The 18,994-nt window shown below is 67.8% G+C and carries 12 protein-coding genes; 7 read left to right on the top strand and 5 right to left on the bottom strand.

Going from position 1 to position 18,994, the window contains the following annotated elements; genetic code table 11:
• Positions 1 to 102: 102 nt before the first annotated feature.
• Positions 103 to 669, top strand: a complete 567-nt coding sequence (gene dcd / locus M1D55_RS21975) for a dCTP deaminase (protein WP_006578441.1) — start codon at positions 103 to 105, stop codon at positions 667 to 669.
• 195 nt (positions 670 to 864) lie between these two features.
• A complete protein-coding gene (locus M1D55_RS21970) occupies positions 865 to 3,135 on the top strand; it encodes an arginine/lysine/ornithine decarboxylase (protein WP_006578440.1) in 2,271 nt (756 codons plus the stop codon).
• 105 nt (positions 3,136 to 3,240) lie between these two features.
• On the opposite strand, the gene M1D55_RS21965 is transcribed toward M1D55_RS21970, so the two are convergent.
• The 3 genes from M1D55_RS21965 to argH form a co-directional block, all read right to left on the bottom strand.
• Positions 3,241 to 4,974, bottom strand: coding sequence for a TRAP transporter large permease (locus M1D55_RS21965; RefSeq protein ID WP_232204886.1), 1,734 nt, complete (start codon positions 4,972 to 4,974; stop codon positions 3,241 to 3,243).
• A 12-nt stretch (positions 4,975 to 4,986) separates the two neighbouring features.
• The gene (locus M1D55_RS21960) at positions 4,987 to 5,586 is read right to left on the bottom strand and encodes a TRAP transporter small permease subunit (RefSeq protein ID WP_456281833.1); all 600 of its coding nucleotides are present in this window, start codon (positions 5,584 to 5,586) and stop codon (positions 4,987 to 4,989) included.
• Between the two features lie 244 nt (positions 5,587 to 5,830).
• On the bottom strand, positions 5,831 to 7,240 hold the full coding sequence (argH, locus tag M1D55_RS21955) for an argininosuccinate lyase (protein WP_456281832.1): 1,410 nt from the start codon (positions 7,238 to 7,240) through the stop codon (positions 5,831 to 5,833).
• 183 nt (positions 7,241 to 7,423) lie between these two features.
• Here argH and M1D55_RS21950 point away from each other — a divergent pair, with 183 nt between their 5' ends.
• Positions 7,424 to 8,587: a PDDEXK nuclease domain-containing protein gene (locus M1D55_RS21950; RefSeq protein ID WP_456281831.1), complete on the top strand. Its 1,164-nt coding sequence runs from the start codon at positions 7,424 to 7,426 to the stop codon at positions 8,585 to 8,587.
• A gap of 72 nt (positions 8,588 to 8,659) precedes the next feature.
• Here the strand turns inward: M1D55_RS21950 and ppc are convergent, their stop codons facing one another.
• Positions 8,660 to 11,500, bottom strand: coding sequence for a phosphoenolpyruvate carboxylase (gene ppc, locus M1D55_RS21945; RefSeq protein WP_456281830.1), 2,841 nt, complete (start codon positions 11,498 to 11,500; stop codon positions 8,660 to 8,662).
• 407 nt (positions 11,501 to 11,907) lie between these two features.
• On the opposite strand from ppc, the gene hemC reads away from it, so the two are divergent.
• Genes hemC through M1D55_RS21930 form a run of 3 tightly spaced genes read left to right on the top strand, consistent with a single transcriptional unit; the run spans position 11,908 to position 16,452 of the window.
• Positions 11,908 to 12,909, top strand: coding sequence for a hydroxymethylbilane synthase (gene hemC, locus M1D55_RS21940; RefSeq protein WP_456281829.1), 1,002 nt, complete (start codon positions 11,908 to 11,910; stop codon positions 12,907 to 12,909).
• 9 nt (positions 12,910 to 12,918) lie between these two features.
• Positions 12,919 to 15,258: a fused uroporphyrinogen-III synthase HemD/membrane protein HemX gene (gene hemDX, locus M1D55_RS21935; RefSeq protein ID WP_456281828.1), complete on the top strand. Its 2,340-nt coding sequence runs from the start codon at positions 12,919 to 12,921 to the stop codon at positions 15,256 to 15,258.
• Positions 15,259 to 15,261: 3 nt separating this feature from the next.
• Complete coding sequence (locus M1D55_RS21930) at positions 15,262 to 16,452, top strand: heme biosynthesis protein HemY (protein ID WP_232204879.1); 1,191 nt, start codon at positions 15,262 to 15,264, stop codon at positions 16,450 to 16,452.
• A 76-nt stretch (positions 16,453 to 16,528) separates the two neighbouring features.
• Here the strand turns inward: M1D55_RS21930 and M1D55_RS21925 are convergent, their stop codons facing one another.
• Positions 16,529 to 18,064, bottom strand: a complete 1,536-nt coding sequence (locus M1D55_RS21925; RefSeq protein ID WP_456281827.1) for a cryptochrome/photolyase family protein — start codon at positions 18,062 to 18,064, stop codon at positions 16,529 to 16,531.
• Positions 18,065 to 18,167: 103 nt separating this feature from the next.
• On the opposite strand from M1D55_RS21925, the gene M1D55_RS21920 reads away from it, so the two are divergent.
• Positions 18,168 to 18,908, top strand: coding sequence for a 16S rRNA pseudouridine(516) synthase (locus M1D55_RS21920; RefSeq protein ID WP_006575893.1), 741 nt, complete (start codon positions 18,168 to 18,170; stop codon positions 18,906 to 18,908).
• Positions 18,909 to 18,994 lie beyond the last annotated feature (86 nt).

The raw sequence follows: 18,994 nt of genomic DNA, 5'->3' as shown, positions 1-18,994 counted from the left end.
CCGGGCCGGCCGCGCTTTGGTTGTACAATGCGGCCCATTGCGCGCCATGCCGCCCGTTGCGGCGTTCCACTTCGCGGCGCTTCTTCCGTTCACCGCTACCTTATGAGCATCAAATCCGACAAGTGGATCCGCCGCATGGCGGAGCAGCATGGCATGATCGAGCCGTTCGAGCCGGGCCAGGTCAGGGAAACGGATGGCCGCAAGATCGTCTCCTATGGCACCTCCAGCTACGGCTACGACATCCGCTGCGCCGACGAATTCAAGATCTTCACCAACATCAACAGCACCATCGTCGACCCGAAGAACTTCGACGAGAAGTCGTTCGTCGACTTCAAGGGCGATGTCTGCATCATCCCGCCGAACTCGTTCGCGCTGGCCCGCACGGTCGAATATTTCCGCATCCCGCGCAGCGTGCTGACGATCTGCCTGGGCAAGAGCACCTATGCGCGCTGCGGCATCATCGTCAACGTGACGCCGTTCGAGCCCGAGTGGGAGGGCTACGTGACGCTGGAATTCTCGAACACCACGCCGCTGCCCGCGAAGATCTATGCCGGCGAGGGCTGCGCCCAGGTGCTGTTCTTCGAGAGCGACGAGGTCTGCGAAACCTCGTACCGCGACCGCGGCGGCAAATACCAGGGCCAGCACGGTGTCACGCTGCCGAAAACCTGATTGCCCTACAATGCGGGCCAATGGCGCTTGACGCTGCAAGACCACCGCACCGACCGCCATCACGGAACACCCAGAACCGGCGCAGCGGCCTGACCGCTTCGCCATGAATATCCGAGCCACATGTCCCCGCGCGCCGAACGCGGGCCATGTGGCTCAAGTCCTTTTGCCTCTCTCTCCTTTCCGCGAGGACGCCCGATGAAATTCCGCTTCCCCGTCATCATCATCGATGAAGACTTCCGCTCCGAGAACATCTCCGGCTCGGGCATCCGTGCGCTGGCCCAGGCCATCGAGGCCGAGGGCATGGAGGTGATGGGCCTGACCAGCTATGGCGACCTGACCTCGTTCGCGCAGCAGTCCAGCCGCGCTTCGTCCTTCATCGTGTCGATCGACGACGACGAATTCGCCAGCGGCGCCGACGAGCCCGAAGCGGCGGCGATCGAGAAGCTGCGCGCCTTCGTCACCGAGGTGCGCCGGCGCAACGCCAACCTGCCGATCTTCCTGTACGGCGAGACCCGTACCTCGCGCCATATCCCGAACGACATCCTGCGCGAGCTGCACGGCTTCATCCACATGTTCGAGGACACGCCCGAGTTCGTGGCCCGGCATATCATCCGCGAAGCCAAGGTCTATCTCGAGTCGCTGGCGCCGCCGTTCTTCAAGGCGCTGATCGACTACGCACAGGACAGTTCGTACTCGTGGCACTGCCCGGGCCACTCGGGCGGCGTCGCCTTCCTGAAGAGCCCGGTCGGCCAGGTGTTCCACCAGTTCTTCGGCGAGAACATGCTGCGCGCCGACGTCTGCAATGCGGTCGACGAACTGGGCCAGCTGCTGGACCACACCGGGCCGGTCGCGGCCTCCGAGCGCAATGCCGCGCGGATCTTCAACTCCGACCACATGTTCTTCGTCACCAACGGCACGTCGACCTCGAACAAGATGGTCTGGCACGCCAACGTGGCGCCCGGCGACATCGTGGTGGTCGACCGCAACTGCCACAAGTCGATCCTGCACGCGATCATGATGACCGGCGCGATCCCGGTGTTCCTGATGCCGACGCGCAACCACTACGGCATCATCGGCCCGATCCCGAAGAGCGAGTTCGACCCGGAGACCATCCGCAGGAAGATCGCCGCGCATCCGTTCGCCAGCCAGGCGAAGAACCAGAAGCCGCGCATCCTGACGATCACGCAGGGCACCTACGACGGCGTGCTGTACAACGCCGAGCAGATCAAGGAGATGCTGGCCGCCGAGATCGACACGCTGCATTTCGACGAGGCCTGGCTGCCGCACGCAGCGTTCCACGACTTCTATCGCAACATGCACGCGATCGGGCGCGATCGTCCGCGCAGCAAGGACGCGCTGGTGTTCGCCACGCAGTCGACCCACAAGCTGCTGGCGGGGCTGTCGCAGGCCTCGCAGATCCTCGTGCAGGACTCCGAGACGCGCAAGCTGGACCGGTACCGCTTCAACGAGGCGTACCTGATGCATACGTCGACGAGCCCGCAGTATTCGATCATCGCCTCGTGCGACGTGGCCGCGGCGATGATGGAAGCGCCCGGCGGCACCGCGCTGGTCGAGGAGAGCATCCAGGAGGCGCTGGACTTCCGCCGCGCGATGCGCAAGGTCGAGGGGGACTACGACGCCGGCAACAACGGCGACTGGTGGTTCAAGGTCTGGGGCCCGGAAGACCTGAACGAGGACGGCATCGGCGACCGCGAGGACTGGATGCTGAAGGCCAACGACCGCTGGCACGGCTTCGGCGACCTGGCCGACGGCTTCAACCTGCTCGACCCGATCAAGGCCACGATCATCACGCCGGGGCTCGACGTCGACGGCGAGTTCAGCGAACGCGGCATTCCGGCGGCGATCGTCACCAAGTACCTGGCCGAGCACGGCATCATCATCGAGAAGACGGGCCTGTACTCGTTCTTCATCATGTTCACCATCGGCATCACCAAGGGCCGCTGGAACTCGCTGGTGACCGAGCTGCAGCAGTTCAAGGACGACTACGACCAGAACCAGCCGCTGTGGCGCGTGCTGCCGGAGTTCGTCGCGCGCTTCCCGCAGTACGAGCGGATGGGCCTGCGCGACCTGTGCGACGCGATCCACAGCGTCTACAAGGCCAACGACGTCGCGCGCGTGACCACCGAGATGTACCTGTCGGACATGGAACCGGCGATGAAGCCGTCGGATGCCTGGGCGATGATGGCGCACCGCGAGATCGAGCGGGTGCCGGTCGACGACCTCGAGGGCCGCGTCACCGCGATCCTGCTGACGCCGTACCCGCCGGGCATTCCGCTGCTGATCCCCGGCGAGCGCTTCAACCGGACCATCGTCCAGTACCTGAAGTTCGCGCGCGAGTTCAACCAGCTGTTCCCGGGCTTCGAGACCGATATCCACGGCCTGGTGGCCGAGGAGATCGACGGCAAGCGCGTGTACTTCGTCGATTGCGTGAAGCAGACGGCTTGACGGCGGCGGCACGGTAAAGCAAAACGGCCGGCATCAACGGATGCCGGCCGTTTTGCTTGATGCCGTCGTTCGAGCGTGGCCGGCTCGAACGATCCCGTCTCGAAACTACTTCTTCTCGAACTCGAACACCGGGGCCGATGGGCCGCTGTCGCTCGACTGGCCCGGCGCGCTCGGCGTCTCGAGCTGCGCGCCGCCCGGCAGCGTTGGCGCTTCCGGTGCCTCCGACGGTCCGGACGGCGCCGTGCCGCCTGGCGCCGGCTGCGTGGTGGTGCCGAAGTCGATGTCCAGGCTGCGCGTGATGCTGCGGTCCTGGGCCTTCGTCTTGTCGGTGGTCACCAGGCCCGGGAAGATGATGATCAGCGACACCATGATCAGCTGGATCACCACGAACGGCACCGAACCCCAGTAGATGTCCGAGGTCTTGACCGAGCGCGGCGCGACCGAGCGCAGGTAGAACAGCGAGAAGCCGAACGGCGGGTGCATGAACGAAGTCTGCATGTTGACCGCCAGCAGCACGCCGAACCAGATCAGGTCGATGCCCAGCTTGTCGGCGACCGGGCCGACCAGCGGCACCAGGATGAAGGCCAGCTCGAAGAAGTCCAGGAAGAAGGCCAGCAGGAAGAACAGCACGTTGACCGCGATCAGGAAGCCGGTCTGGCCGCCGGGCAGCGCCGTCAGCAGATGCTCGACCCACAGGTGGCCGTCGACGCCGTAGAAGGTCAGCGAGAACACCCGCGCGCCGATCAGGATGAAGATCACGAAGGCCGACAGCTTCAGCGTCGACTCCATCGCCTGCTTGGTTAGGCCCAGGTTCAGCCGGCCCTTGATCAGCGCCAGCACCAGCGCGCCGAGCGCGCCCATGCCACCGCCCTCGGTCGGCGTCGCCACGCCGATGAAGATCGTGCCCAGCACCAGGAAGATCAGCGCCAGCGGCGGGATCAGCACGAAGGTCACCTTCTCGGCCATCTGCGACAGCAGATTGAGCTTGAGCACGCGGTTGATCACGGCCAGCACGAAGGCGAACGAGATCGCCGCGCCGATCGACACCACCAGCCGCTCGTCCAGCGGACCGCCGGGGTTGTAGTTCAGGTCGACCACCACGCCGACCACTACGGCCAGCGCGGTCAGCACCAGCACCGAGGTCGAGCCGCTCTTGCCGCTGGGCTCGCGGAAGGTGCGCGCTTCCAGCGGCAGCGCCGGGGCGGCGGCGGGCTTGAACAGCGTGACCAGCAGCACATAGCCCATGTACAGGCCGGTCAGCACCATGCCGGGCACGAAGGCGCCCTTGTACATGTCGCCGACCGAGCGGCCCAGCTGGTCGGCCAGCACGATCAGCACCAGCGACGGCGGGATGATCTGCGCCAGCGTGCCCGACGCGGCAATCACGCCGGTGGCCAGCCGCTTGTCGTAGTTGTACTTGAGCATCAGCGGCAGCGAGATCAGCCCCATCGAGATCACCGAGGCCGCCACCACGCCGGTGGTCGCCGCCAGCAGCGCGCCGACGAAGATTACCGCGTAGGCGAGGCCCCCGCGGATCGGGCCGAACAGCTGGCCGATCGTATCGAGCAGATCCTCGGCCATGCCGGACCGCTCCAGTATCAGCCCCATGAAGGTGAAGAACGGAATCGCCAGCAGCGTGTCGTTCTCGATGATGCCGAACAGCCGGCTCGGTAGCGCCTGCAGCAGCTCCGGCGGAAGCAGGCCCAGCTCGATGCCGATGAAGGCGAACAGCAGGCCGTTGGCGGCCAGCGCGAAGGCGATCGGGAAGCCCGACAGCAGGAAGACCACCAGGGAGCCGAACATGATCGGCGCCATGTTGTCGATCAGGAATTGCGTCATCGCGGTCCTCGCTTACGGGGTTGCCGGGGGACCGCTACGGCCGCCATCGGTCAGCGCGGCGGCGTTTTCCGCGGGGCTGTGGCCGTGCTTGCGGAACGCCTCGAACGGCAGCTCGCCCCGCAGGTAGGCGAAGCGCTTGATCAGCTCGGACAGGCCCTGCAGGTTCAGCAGGAAGAAGCCGGCGACGATCAGGAACTTGGCCGGCCAGCGGATCAGTCCGCCGGCATTGCCGGACATCTCCTGCCCGGCATAGGACAGCCAGAAGTAGGGGATCGCCAGCCACAGGATGATCAGCGAGATCGGCAGCAGGAACAGCAGGATGCCCACGATATCGATCCAGACTTGCGTGCGCTCGGAGAAGCGTCCGGCGATCACGTCGATGCGGACATGCTCGTCCTTGCGCAGGGTGTACGGCGCACCGAGCAGGAACACGCCGGCGAACATGTACCACTGCAGTTCGAGCCAGGCGTTGGAGCTGATGCTGAAGGTGTAGCGAATGATGGCGTTGCCCGCGCAGACCAGTACGGCCAGCAGGATCAGCCATTTCGCCCACCTCCCGATGGCATCGTTCACGGCGTCGATAAGCCGTGAGATCCTCATGAGGAGAGACATGTGAACGTCCTAGGGATGGGGAAAAACCGGGGTGGCGCGTCAGTTTACGGTTGAACGCCACGGCAAATCGCTAGGGTTAATCCCCAATTCGTCACATTGTCTGCGTTGTCTGACCCGGAAGCGGGCCGGTGGAGGAGGGCGGCGGGAGGAGGGATTCCCCACCTTGGTGGGGAGCGTCCCCGTGGAGAACGGGGACGCTGCAAGGCGGATGGCCGATCGCCGGATCAGCCGATCGGGCCTTCGATCAGCCGGCCTTGCGCGCGGCCGCGATGGCGGCGCGGACCTGGTCAGGCGCGGTGCCGCCGACATGGTTGCGGGCGGCGACCGAGCCTTCGAGCGTCAGCACGCCGTGCACGTCGTCGCCGATCAGCGCCGCCTTGTCGCCCAGGCCGGTGGCATCGCGCAGCTCGGCCACGGTCAGATCGGCCAGGTCGCACTGGCGCGCGTCGCAGGCGCGCACGGCGTGGGCCACCGCCTCGTGCGCGTCACGGAACGGCAGCCCCTTCTTGACCAGGTAGTCGGCCAGGTCCGTCGCGGTCGCATAGCCCTGCAGCGCGGCGGCGCGCATTGCGTCGGGCTTGACCGTGATGCCAGGCACCATGTCCGCGAAGATGCGCAGCGTGTCGACCACGGTATCGACCGTATCGAACAGCGGCTCCTTGTCTTCCTGGTTGTCCTTGTTGTAGGCCAGCGGCTGGCCCTTCATCAGCGTCAGCAGGCCGATCAGGTGGCCATTGACGCGGCCGGTCTTGCCGCGCGCGAGCTCCGGCACGTCCGGGTTCTTCTTCTGCGGCATGATCGAGCTGCCGGTGCAGAAGCGGTCGGCGATATCGATGAAGCCGACGCGCGGGCTCATCCACAGCACCAGCTCTTCCGAGAAGCGCGACACGTGGGTCATCACCAGCGCCGACGCCGCGCAGAATTCGATGGCGAAATCCCGGTCGGACACCGCGTCCAGCGAGTTGCGGCAGACGCCGTCGAAGCCCAGCTGCTGCGCAACGAACTCCCGGTCGATCGGGTAGCTGGTGCCGGCCAGCGCGGCGGCGCCCAGCGGCAGCCGGTTGACGCGCTTGCGGGCGTCCTGCATGCGCTCGGCATCGCGCGTGAACATCTCGACGTAGGCCAGCAGGTGGTGGCCGAAGGTCACCGGCTGCGCGACCTGCAAATGGGTGAAGCCCGGCAGGATCGTGTCGGCGTGCTGCTCGGCCAGATCGAGCAGCGCGTTGCGCAGGTCGCCCAGCAGGCCGACGATGTTGTCGATCTCGCTGCGCAGCCACAGGCGGATATCGGTTGCCACCTGGTCGTTGCGCGAGCGGCCGGTATGCAGCCGCTTGCCGGCATCGCCGACCAGCGCGGTCAGCCGCGCCTCGATATTCAGGTGGACGTCTTCCAGGTCCAGCTTCCATTCAAAGTTGCCGGCCTCGATCTCGCCGCGGATCTGCGCCATGCCGCGCTCGATCTCGGCCCGGTCGGCGTCGCTGATGATGCCCTGCCGGGCCAGCATCGCCGCATGCGCCAGCGAGCCCTGGATATCGAACAGCGCGAGGCGCTTGTCGAAGAACACCGAAGCGGTGTAGCGCTTCACCAGGTCGGACATCGGTTCGGAGAAGCGGGCGGACCAGGCTTCGCCTTTCTTGGCAAGTTGGGAGGTCATGGCGGTAGGGAACTGGACAGTGCCCACGCACCGAGGCGTGCCGGGCAACGGAAAGGATAGGAAAAGCGGGAATTATATCGTTGCCGGCCGGCCTGGACTGCCGGAAACAATTCCGGGATAGGTGCGGGGCTACGCTTGAGCGTCGAATTGACCTCCCCAGACGTTCCCGCTCAGCCTCCCGTTATGGCGCTTACCGATCCCGCGTCCCCCTTGCCGCCGTCGCGCCCAGACTATGAAGCGGTCTGTACCGATGTGGTCCGTCTGGTCCAGGCCGCCCGCGAGGGCGCGGCCCGCAGCGTGAACGCCTGGATGACGGCGACCTATTGGTTGATCGGTCGCCGTATTGTCGAGTCAGACCAGGGTGGCAAGCGTCGCGCCGCGTACGGCTCGGGACTACTCAAACGCCTGTCGGAAGAGTTGTCGCGACGCTTCGGTCGCGGCTTCGGCATGGTCAATCTGCAGCAAATGCGCCAGTTCTACCTTGCGTGGCCCCCGAAACAGATTGATCAGACACTGTCTGATCAATTCAAGCGGCAAGGCGGCCCGCGTGAAACAGCCGCCGAACTGAGCGATCTGGCTCGGGCATTTCCTCTGCCATGGTCTGCGTATGTCAGGCTGCTCAGTGTCAGAAGCCAACGCGCCCGCCGCTTTTACGAGAGGGAGGCGTTGCGCTGCGGATGGTCGGTACGTCAGCTGGCGAGGCAGATCAACAGCCAGTTTTATGAGCGAGCGCTCCTTTCACGCAATAAGGCGGGCATGCTCAAAGGCGCGACGGTGGCCGAAACCGATGATCTTGTCACCGCCGAAGAGGCCATCAAGGATCCATTTGTCCTTGAGTTTCTTGGCCTGAAGGACGAGTACTCCGAATCCGAGCTGGAGGAGGCCTTGATTCAGCACCTTGCAGACTTCCTGCTGGAGCTCGGTGACGATTTTGCTTTTATCGGCCGGCAGCGGCGACTCCGGATCGACGACAACTGGTTTCGGGTCGACCTCGTGTTTTTTCACCGCCGGCTGAAGTGTCTGGTGATCATCGACCTGAAGATCGGCAGGTTCGGCTATGCAGATGCAGGGCAAATGCACCTCTATCTCAACTACGCCCGGGAACATTGGATGAAGCCGGGTGAAAACCCGCCCGTTGGCTTGATCCTGTGCGCAGCGAAGGGGGAGGCGGAGGCGCACTATGCGCTCAGTGGCTTGGGGAACACCGTCGTTGCCGCCGAGTATCGGACGGTGTTGCCGGAGGAGCGGCTGTTGGCAGACAAAATGGCACAGACCCAGCGGGAACTCGAGTTGATGCGGCGGCCCGCCTCGACCTCCGGCGAGTTTGACGCGGCAACTCGCGGCTGAGCCGCTCGGCACCGTGTCAGACGGCTCGACAACGTGGCTGGAGGCTGGACGACTGCCTCCAGCCACGTGCCCTCAACCGGTATTGCGCAGCCCCGCCGCAATCCCGTTGATCGTCAGATGGATGCCGCGCCGCACGCGCACGTCGTCGCCGTCCTTGCCGGCCCGGTAGCGCTTGAGCAGTTCGACCTGCAGGTGGTTCAGCGGGTCCAGGTAGGCGAAGCGGTTCTTGATCGAGCGCGCCAGCAGGGGGTTGTCGGCCAGGCGGTCGTGCTTGCCGGTGACCAGCCCCAGCATCTCGCCGGTCAGATGCCACTCGGTGCTGATGCGGTTGAACACGGCCTTGCGCAGCGCCGCGTCGTCGCACAGCTGGGCGTAGCGCGAGGCGACCGCCAGATCGGTCTTGGCCAGCACCATGTCCATGTTGGACAGCAGCGTCGAAAAGAAGGGCCACGTCTTGACCATGCGGCGCAGCGTCGCCACCAGCGCCTTGCGGGCCTTGTCGTCGCCGGCCTCATCGAGCAGCGCGCGCACGGCGCTGCCGAAGCCGAACCAGCCCGGCAGCAGCAGGCGGCACTGGCCCCACGAGAAGCCCCACGGAATCGCCCGCAGATCCTCGATGCGGCGGTTCTTCTTGTCCATCAGCTTGCGCGAGGCCGGGCGGGAGCCCAGGTTCAGATCGGCGATCTCGGTGATCGGCGTGGTGGCGAAGAAGTAGTCCTTGAAGCCCGGGGTGTCGTAGACCAGGTCGCGGTAGGCGACGAAGGCGCGGTCCGACAGCCGCTGCATGATGCTCTCGAACGTCGCCAGGTCCTTGGGCGCGTTCTGCGTCGGCAGCAGCGATGCCTCCAGCGTGGCGGCGATCACCGTCTCCAGGTTGCGGCGCCCGATCTCGGCGTTGGCGAACTTGCTGTTGATGATTTCGCCCTGCTCGGTCAGCCGGATCTGCCCGTTGACCGTGCCGGGCGGCTGCGACAGGATGGCCTGGTAGGTGGGGCCGCCGCCGCGTCCGACCGTGCCGCCACGGCCGTGGAACAGCCGCAGCTTGATCTTGCGCTGGGCGAACAGCTGCACCAGCGCGAGTTCGGCCTTGTATAGCTCCCAGTTCGAGGTCAGGAAGCCGCCGTCCTTGTTCGAATCCGAATAGCCGAGCATCACCTCCTGCTCGCCGCCCTGATTGGCCAGCACCGCGGCGAAGCCGGGCAGGTCGAGCAGCGCCTGCATGATGCCGCTGGCGTTGCGCAAGTCCTCGATGGTCTCGAACAGCGGAATCACCATCAGTTCCATGCGCGCCGGATCGTTCTTGCTGCCCAGCGTGCCGCGCAGCATGCCGGTCTCCTTCTGCAGCAGCATGACCTCGACCAGGTCCGACAGCGTCTCGGTGTGCGAGATGATGTAGTTGCGCGCGACGCGGGCGCCGTAGCGGGCCCGCAGTTCGCGCGCGGTCGTCAGCACGCGCAGCTCGCTTTGGGTTTGGTCGGAATAGGTATGCCAGGGCAGCGTCAGCAGTCGCGGCTGGCGCAGTTCGGCCAGCAGCAGCTCGAGCTTGCGCTCCTCGGACAGCGCGGCGTAGTCCGCCTCGACGCCGGCTGCGGCGAACAGCTCGGCGATCACAGCCTCGTGCACGTCGGACACCTGGCGCATGTCGATCGACGCCAGGTGGAAGCCGAACACCGCGATCGCGCGGTGCAGCGCATCGATGCGGGCGCGCGCCAGCGCCTCGCCGTGGTGCTCGCGCAGCGAGTCGATCACCACTTCGATGTCGGCGGCGAAGGACTCCGCACTGGCGTAGGGCTCGGCGTCGGCGACCGGATGGCGCGGCGCCGCGCGGCCGGTCAGCGCATGGCAGGTCGCGGCCAGCCGCGCGTAGATGCCGATCAGCGCGCGCCGGTACGGTTCGTCGGCGCGGTGCTCGGAGCGGTCCGGCGACGCGTCGGCCAGCGCCAGCAGCGCGGGGCTGGCCTCGACCATCAGCGTGGATATCGACAGTTCGGCCCCCAGCGCGTGCACCTCGTCCAGATACCACTCGAGGATCAGCAGCGCCTGCTGGCAGGCCGCGTGCTCCAGCGTGTCCGCCGTGACGTTGGGGTTGCCGTCGCGATCGCCGCCGATCCACGAGCCCATCTGGAAGAACGGCGGCAGCGGACCGGGTTCCGTCTTGGCGCGGCGCGAGGCCGGGAATACCGCGGCGATGTCCTCCTCCAGCTCGGTCATCAGCTGCGGGATGCCGCGCAGGAAGGTGGTGCGGTAGTACGACAGCGCGTTCTCGATCTCATCGACGACCATCAGCCGCGTATTGCGCAGCATCCGCGTCTGCCACAGCGTGGTCACCTTGGCTCGCAGCTGGGCGGTGTTGTGCGCCAGTTCGCGCGCCGTCATCGGCAGGTCGCGCTCGGCCAGCAGACGGGCGATCTCGCGCTCGGCGTCCAGGATGCTCTTGCGCTGGACCTCGGTCGGGTGCGCGGTCAGCACCGGCACGATCAGCGCCTCGTCGAAGAACTTGCGCAGCTGCTTGCCGGTGACGCCGGCGGCGTCGATCGCCTGCAGCGCGCGCGCCATGCTGCCCGGCTGGGGCGGCGAGCCGGCCAGCGCATGGACGCGCCGGCGGCGGTTGTGGTGCTGGTCCTCGGCGATATTGGCCAGATGCGAGAAGTAGCTGAAGGCGCGCACTACCTGGTTGGTCTGGTCGCGCGACAGCCGCTTGAGCAGCCGGTCCAGCTCGGCCGCGGCGGCGCGGTCGTTCTCGCGGCGAAAGCGCACCGCGGTCTGGCGGATCGTCTCGACGATCTGGAAGGCTGCCTCGCCTTCCTGCTCGCGCAGCACGTCGCCGAGCAGGCGACCCAGGAAGCGGATGTCCTCGCGCAGGGGCAGGTCCTTGTCGTTGGCCGCCTTGCGCGCCGGTGCTGCCGGTACCACTTCGAGGTGGGAGGCCGGTTTTGCGGCGGCGCGGCGGGTCGGGCGGGCGGTGGAAGGTGTCGGCTGGGCCGCTTCGACGGTCTGGGGCGAGGGGGCGGCTGTCCCTGGTCCGATCGATCCATTGGCGTCTTCGCGCCCGCCGATTCCGTTTGCGCCGTCGCCGGCGGTTTCCGATCGGCCTCGGACGGCGCGGATCCGGCGGCCGGCCGGGCGCGCTGCTGGCTGCGTCATGCAATCTCCTCTGCGTTTGGTTCTGATGCTGCTGTTGTTTCCGATCGTTCCGATCGCCTTCCAGACCCGGTGTTGCCCTGGCCGCTTTGCCCCGGCTCTTCGGCCTTCGGACGCCACGCCGCCAGCTTCCGGGACGGCGGCCGGACCGGCAGGGGGTGCGTGCTACCATTCGCGGCATGCAAGCTTCCGTCCCTTCCGCATCCTCATCCGCCGCGCCGGGCAGGCTGGTGATCGCGTCACGCGAAAGCCGGCTGGCCATGTGGCAGGCCGAACATGTGCGTGCTGCGTTGCAACAATACTATCCCGCGTGCGATGTGTCCATTCTGGGTATGACTACCCGGGGCGACCAGATTCTGGACCGCAGCCTCTCCAAGGTCGGCGGCAAGGGTCTGTTCGTCAAGGAGCTGGAAGTGGCGATGGCCGAGGGCCGGGCCGACCTGGCGGTGCACTCGCTGAAGGACGTGCCGATGGAGCTGCCCGAGGGGTTCGCGCTGGCCGCCGTGATGGAGCGTGAGGATCCGCGCGACGCGCTGGTGTCGACCCGCTTCGCCTCGCTCGACGAGATGCCTGCCGGCACCGTGGTCGGTACCTCGAGCCTGCGCCGCGAGGCCGCACTGCGCAGCCGCTATCCGCATCTGGTGGTGCAGCCGCTGCGCGGCAACCTCGATACGCGGCTGGCCAAGCTCGATCGCGGCGACTACGGCGCGATCATCCTCGCCGCGGCCGGCCTGAAGCGCCTGGGCCTGGCCGGTCGTATCCGCGCGCTGCTGGAGCCGGCGACCTCGCTGCCGGCCGCCGGGCAGGGCGCGTTGGGCATCGAGATCCGCTCCGATCGCCCCGAACTGGCCGCCTGGCTGGCGCCACTGAATCATCTTTCCACCGCGCTGGCGGTCGGCGCGGAGCGGGCGGTATCGCGCCGGCTCGGCGGCTCCTGCCAGGTGCCGCTGGCCGCTCACGCGCACTGGGATGGCATCCGCCTGCATCTGGACGCCTTCGTCGCCACGCCGGACGGCGCGCGCAGCGTGCACGCGCAGCGCGCGGTCGAAGTGGCCAGCGCCGCCGACGCGGAAGCGCTGGGCAACGCCGTCGCCGATGCGCTGCTGGCCCAGGGCGCCGACGCGCTGCTGGCCGTGGCGCTGCAGAACGACGGCGCGCCGGTGCGCCCCAGCGGCGACTGAGGGGAAACGATGCCCCGCCCGACCGTCGTCGTCACACGACCCGCCGGGCAGTCCCGGCAACTGACCGAGGCGCTGCAGGCCGCGGGTCTGGACGTATTGAGCTTTCCGCTGCTGGCGATCGGCCCGGCGGCCGATGACGGCCCGCTGCGCGCGGCGCTGGCGCGGCTGCCGGATTTTGCGCTGGTCGTCTTCGTCAGCCCCAACGCGATCGCCTACGCGCTCGATGCGCTCGCGCTGGCGCAGGGCGCCGCCGCGGTCTGGCCCGAATCGGTGCCCGTTGCGGTGGTCGGACCCGCCAGCGTGGCGGTCCTTGCCGAGCGCGGCATCGCCGCGCCGCGCCATCGCGTGATTTCGCCGGCGGGCGCCGATGGCACCGCCGCCGATATCGATCCCGCCGAGGCCCGCTTCGATTCCGAGGCGCTATGGGCCCAGCTCGACGTGCCGGCGCTGGCTGGCCGCGAGGTGCTGATCGTGCGCGGCAACGGCGGCCGCGACTGGCTCGGCGACAGGCTGCGCGAGGCCGGTGCAGCCGTGCTGGCGGTCGAAGCGTATCGACGCACGATGCCCGTGCCGGGATCGATGCAGTGGCAGGCGGTACGCGACGGCCTGAAGCCGGGCGCGGCACCGCAGGCCTGGCTGCTGACCAGTTCCGAAGCGGTGCGCAACCTCCACCAGCTGGCGCGCGACAACCTGTCGCCGGAAGAAGACGCCGCGCTGCGTGAAGTGCAGTGCATTGTCCCGCATGCGAGAATTGCCGAGCAGGCTGCGGCACTCGGCTTCACACGCGTGCAAATGGCCGCGCCGGGCGACGAGGGCTTGCTGGCGGCTTGCCTGCGCTGGGCCGAGCCGTATTTGAGCGAGTTGAAGGGGGCTTCGGAAACGGCCTCACGGACGGCTTCACAGGCGGCTTCACAGGCGGCTTCACAAACGGCTTCACCGACGGTTCTGCAACCGGTGGAGCCCTCGGTGCCGCCTTCGACATCGAATCCCGAGCCGGGCCCGACTGCCGCAACCGTTCCCGCGGCTGCTCCAAGTGCGGCCGCTTTGGCCGCGGCTTCGGCAGCGCAATCGCAGGCGCCATCCGCGGCCGCATCGGCTGACCCGGCTGCTCCGGCGGGCTCGCCCGCCGCTCCGCCCCCAATTCCGCCCACCGAATCACCGCAATCCACGTCAACGAAGGTCGATCGCGTGACGCAACAGCAAACCTCCACCGCTTCCTCCTCCGTTCCACCGGCCGGCATGCCGCCCGGTGCGGCGCCTTCCAGCGCCTCGCCCGGCGAGCGGCCGGCTTCGCGCAGCCCAGGCAGCGCGGGCGGCCGCGGCGCGCTGGCCTGGCTGCTGCTGGCCATCTTCGTGCTGGTCGCCGGCGGGGCGTTCTGGTGGCTGCAGCAACGGGTCGACCGGCTGACCGAGGAGCTCGCACGCCGCCAGCAGAACAACGACGCGCTGGTGCAGGAATCGCGCGTGCTGACCCGCGAGGCCCAGACTACCGTCAAGGAAATGCAGGCCAAGGTCGGCGCGCTCGAGGCCCAGGTCGGCGAGACCCGCGACAAGCAGGCCACGCTCGAACAGGTCTACCAGGACCTGATGCGCAATCGCGACGACTGGGAGATCGCCGAGATCCAGCAACTGCTGACCAACGCCGGCCAGCAGCTGCAGCTGACCGGCAACGTGCAGGTCGCGCTTTCCGCGTTGCAGAGCGCCGACGTTCGCCTGGCCCGCTCCGACAAGCCCGAATACAACCAGCTGCGCCGGGCGATCGCGCGCGACATCGGCCGTCTGAAGGCGATGCCCGACACCGACCTGACCGGCGCGGCGATCAAGCTGGACGAAGCCATCAACCAGATCGACGCGCTGCCGCTGCTGTCCAGCGAACGGATGCTCGAACGCAGCGAAGGCACGCCGCGCGGCGCGGCGGCCGCGTCGCAGCCCGGCGCGGCCTCGGCCGCTGCCGCGGGCGACGGCGATGGCCTCGGCAACCGCGTGACGCAATGGTTCGCCGGCGTCTGGGCGACCGTGCGCGACGAACTGATGCGCGTGATCCGCGTGCGCCGCGTCGACGATACCGAGGCGCTGCTGCTGACCGGCGATCAGGGCTGGTTCCTGCGCGAGAACGTCAAGCTGCGGCTGCTGAACGCCCGGCTGGCGCTGCTGTCGCGCAACGAGCAGGTGTTCCGCAACGATCTGGCCGCAGCCCACGGCATGATCGAGCGCTATTTCGATACGAAGAGCCGCCGCGTGCAGGCCGTGCAGACCCTGCTGAAGCAGGCGCAGGCCGGCGCCGTGGCCGTGCAGCTGCCGACCATGTCCGACAGCCTCGGCGCGCTGCGTTCCCTGAAGAAGGAGTAGCGCATGCGACTTCTATTCTGGGTGGCGATCCTGTTTGGCGGCGCCGTCGGGCTGGCGCTGTTCACGCAGTTCAATCAAAGCAATGTGGTGCTGTTCTACCCGCCGTATCGGGTCGAACTGTCGCTGAACCTGGCGCTGGCGCTGCTGTTGCTGCTGTTCTTCATTGCCTGGACCGTGCTGTCGGCGATCCGGCATCTGTCCGAGATGCCCCGGCGCGCCGCCGCCTACCGCGAGCGCAATCGCATGCTGAAGGCGCAGGCCGCGCTGCGCGAGGCGATCGAGAACCTGTTCGCCGGCCGCTTCGCCCGCGCCGAGCGGACCGCGCGCGAGGCCCAGGTCTGGCCGGAGCAGGCGCAGACCGCGGCGCTGATCGGCGCCCGCGCCGCGCATCAGATGCAGGAGGCCGAGCGGCGCGACGGCTGGCTGGCCCAAGTCACCGCGCCCGAGCGTGAGCAGGCCCGGCTGGTATCGCTGGCGGAAATGCTGGTCGACGCCCGCGATGCCGATGGCGCGCTGGAAACGATCGCCCAGCTGCAGGCGCAGGGCGGACGGCAGATCCATGTGCAACGGATCGCGCTGCGCGCGCACCAGCATCTGAAGAACTGGAGCGAGGTACTGCGGCTCGCGCGTTCGCTGGAGAAGCGCAACGCGCTGCATCCGGTGCTGGCGCTGCGCCTGAAGCAGCTGGCCTGCGAGGCGATGCTGGAAGAGCGCCGCCACGACGCCGACGCGTTGCAGGACTTCTGGCGTTCGCTGTCGAACGACGAGCGCCGCGCGGCCCGCATCGCCGAGCCGGCCGCGCGCTATTTCTCGGCGCTGGGCCGTCAGCAGGAAGCCCGCCGGATCGTCGAGGACGCGCTGAAGGTCAACTGGGACAGCCGGCTGGTGCTGCGCTACGCCGACTGCGCCGAGCCGGGCCAGGCGTTGCCGCAGATCCAGCAGGCCGAGAAATGGCTGGCGCAACATCCGAACGATGCCGAGCTGCATTTCACGCTGGGCGTGCTGTGCCTGGGCGAACAGCTATGGGGCAAGGCGCAGTCCAACTTCGAACGCGCGCTGAAGTACGCGACCAGCGAGGAACAGCGCCGCCTGCGCATACGGGCGCATCTGGCACTGGCGCGGCTGTTCGAGCAGACCGAACGTCCCGAGGACGCGCAGCGGCACTATCGCGAAAGCGCGCTGCTGGCAGCGTAGGCCCGCTGCTCTACAGGGGGCCTTCTCCCCTCTCCCGCATGCGGGAGAAGGGTTGGGGGAGCGGGCAAGGCGCCCGCTATGCCGATCCCGTCGCTGCCGCTGCCCCCACCTTCACCACCGCATACCGCTGCAGCGTTTCCTGCCGCGCCACGTCATGCTGCACGAGCGGACGCGGATAGTCCTTGCCCAGCGTGATGCCGGCCGCGGCCAGCACCGCCTCTGGCGCGGTCCACGGCGCGTGCAGATACCTGTCCGGCAGATCGGCCAGCTGCGGCAGGTAGTGCCGGATGAAGCGGCCCTCGGGATCGAACTTGCGGGACTGCGTGACGGGATTGAAGATCCGGAACCACGGCTGCGCGTCGCACCCGGTCGATGCGGCCCACTGCCAGCCGCCATTGTTGGCCGCGAAGTCGTAATCGTTGAGCAGGTCCGCGAACAACGCTTCGCCGCGGCGCCAGTCGATGCCCAGATCCTTGACCAGAAAGCTGGCGCTGACCATGCGCAGGCGGTTGTGCATATAGCCGCTCTGGCGCAGCTGAAGCATCGCGGCATCGACCAGCGGATAGCCGGTACGCGCCTCGCACCACGCGCCGAAATACTGCTCGGCGATGGGTCCGGTGCGCCAACGGATCGCGTCATAGGCGGCGTGGTACGAGCGGCCATCGGCCAGGTCCGGGCGATGGTGCAGCACCATGAAATAGAAGTCGCGCCAGATCAGTTCCGACAACCACGCCGCCGCGCCGCCGGCATCGGCACCGCCTTGCAGCATCGCCGCATGCGCGGCGCGCGCCAGCGTGCGGATCGAGATGGTGCCGAAACGCAGATGCACCGACAGATAACTGGGCCCGCGCACGGCAGGGAAATCGCGCCGGCGCGCATAGTCGCCCAGCCGGTCGAGGAAGGCATCGAACAGGGCATGCGCGCCGGGGCTGCCCGGAACGAGCGGCATCGCCTGCGGCTCGGGCGGCGTGAAGCCCAGCGCCTCCAGCGTGGGCAGCGGACGGTCGTGCGCCGCCGGCAGCGGCGCCAGCGCATGCAGATAGGGCGCGACCGGGTAGGGCCGCAGATCGAAGGGCTGCAGCGCCTTCAGCCAGGCGTTCTTGTATGGCGTGAATACCGAGAAGGGTTTGCCCTGGCCGTTCAGGATCTCGTCGCGCTCGAACACGACCTGATCCTTGAAGGTGAACCAGATGCGCGCATCGGCGGCCAGCGCGTCGGCCACGGCGCGGTCGCGCTCGATGGCCGCAGGCTCGTAGTCATGGTTGGCGAAGACGGCCTGTACGTCGAGCTCCCGGGCGAGCCGGGGGATCGCCGTACGCGCGGCGGCGTGCAGCACGATCAGGCCGCCGCCTGCCGCCCGCAACGCGGCGTCCAGCGGGGCCAGCGAGGCGAGGATGAAGGCCACGCGGCGATCGCTGGTCAAGCCGCGAGCCAACAAAGGGTCGACGATGTCCCGATCGAATACGAATACGCACCATACCCGGCGCGCATGCTTGAGGGCATAATGCAGCGCCGCGTGGTCGTCCACGCGCAGGTCGCGGCGAAACCAGACCAGTGCGCGGTCGAACGAACGGCCGACGCGGTACGGCTCGCGATGGGGGGATGGGTTCAAACTCGATCTCCGAGAAGGCTGCGCCGCCAGCCGCGCGACCGTTTACCGTAGCATGGCCCCCTGCGCCATTCCCCCTGCAACGCGCCGCTTTCCCTGATCGCCGATGAGCTCGAAGACCGCCAAACCGCCCAAGACCACGCCGCTGGACCGCATCCTGCAATCGCAGGGCTTCGGCACGCGCCGCTATTGCGGGGATCTGGTGGCGGCCGGCATGGTCGAGGTCGATGGCGAACTGTGCGAGGACCCGCGCGCGGAATTCGTGCTCGAAGGGCTGCGGCTGACCGTCGATGGCGAGGCGTGGGTCTGCCACGAGAAGGCCTACCTGATGCTGCACAAGCCGACGGGATACGAATGCTCGCAGCGGCCGCTGCATCATCCGAGCGTCTACACGCTGTTGCCGGTGCCGCTGCGCGAGCGCGGCGTGCAGGCGGTCGGCCGGCTCGACCAGGACACCACCGGGCTGCTGCTGCTCAGCGACGACGGCCAGTTCATCCACGCGCAGACCTCGCCCAAGCGCAAGGTGCCCAAGGTTTACGAGGTCACGACCGCGGAGCCGGCCACCGAGGCCCAGGCCGCGGCGCTGCGCGAAGGCGTCCAGCTCGAGGACGAACCCGCGCCGATCGCCGCGCTGGCCTGCGAGATCGTCGGCGAACGCGCGCTGCGGCTGACGCTGGCCGAAGGCAAGTATCATCAGGTCAAGCGGATGGTCGCCGCGGCGGGCAACCATGTCGCCGCGCTGCATCGCAGCCGCATCGGCGGACTGGCGCTGGATCCGGCGCTCGCGCCCGGCGAATGGCGCTGGCTGACGCCGGCGGATCTGGCCGAACTGGCGCGCAAGGATTGAGGCGGGGACTGGGCGGCAAGGCTCACCGCGGCCCCGATGCTGCGATGCAACGGCTGTGCGGCGGCGCGCACCATCCCAATCCCCGC

Source organism: Cupriavidus sp. JZ107, from assembly GCF_053903255.1.
This window is presented reverse-complemented; position numbering and strand designations above follow the sequence as displayed.

Bases quoted from the DNA above. Each gene is read 5' to 3' on its own strand.
- dcd (WP_006578441.1), top strand. From the start codon at position 103: ATGAGCATCAAATCCGACAAGTGGATCCGCCGCATGGCGGAGCAGCAT.
- M1D55_RS21970 (WP_006578440.1), top strand. From the start codon at position 865: ATGAAATTCCGCTTCCCCGTCATCATCATCGATGAAGACTTCCGCTCC.
- M1D55_RS21965 (WP_232204886.1), bottom strand. From the start codon at position 4,974: ATGACGCAATTCCTGATCGACAACATGGCGCCGATCATGTTCGGCTCC.
- M1D55_RS21960 (WP_456281833.1), bottom strand. From the start codon at position 5,586: ATGTCTCTCCTCATGAGGATCTCACGGCTTATCGACGCCGTGAACGAT.
- argH (WP_456281832.1), bottom strand. From the start codon at position 7,240: ATGACCTCCCAACTTGCCAAGAAAGGCGAAGCCTGGTCCGCCCGCTTC.
- M1D55_RS21950 (WP_456281831.1), top strand. From the start codon at position 7,424: ATGGCGCTTACCGATCCCGCGTCCCCCTTGCCGCCGTCGCGCCCAGAC.
- hemC (WP_456281829.1), top strand. From the start codon at position 11,908: ATGCAAGCTTCCGTCCCTTCCGCATCCTCATCCGCCGCGCCGGGCAGG.
- hemDX (WP_456281828.1), top strand. From the start codon at position 12,919: ATGCCCCGCCCGACCGTCGTCGTCACACGACCCGCCGGGCAGTCCCGG.
- M1D55_RS21930 (WP_232204879.1), top strand. From the start codon at position 15,262: ATGCGACTTCTATTCTGGGTGGCGATCCTGTTTGGCGGCGCCGTCGGG.
- M1D55_RS21920 (WP_006575893.1), top strand. From the start codon at position 18,168: ATGAGCTCGAAGACCGCCAAACCGCCCAAGACCACGCCGCTGGACCGC.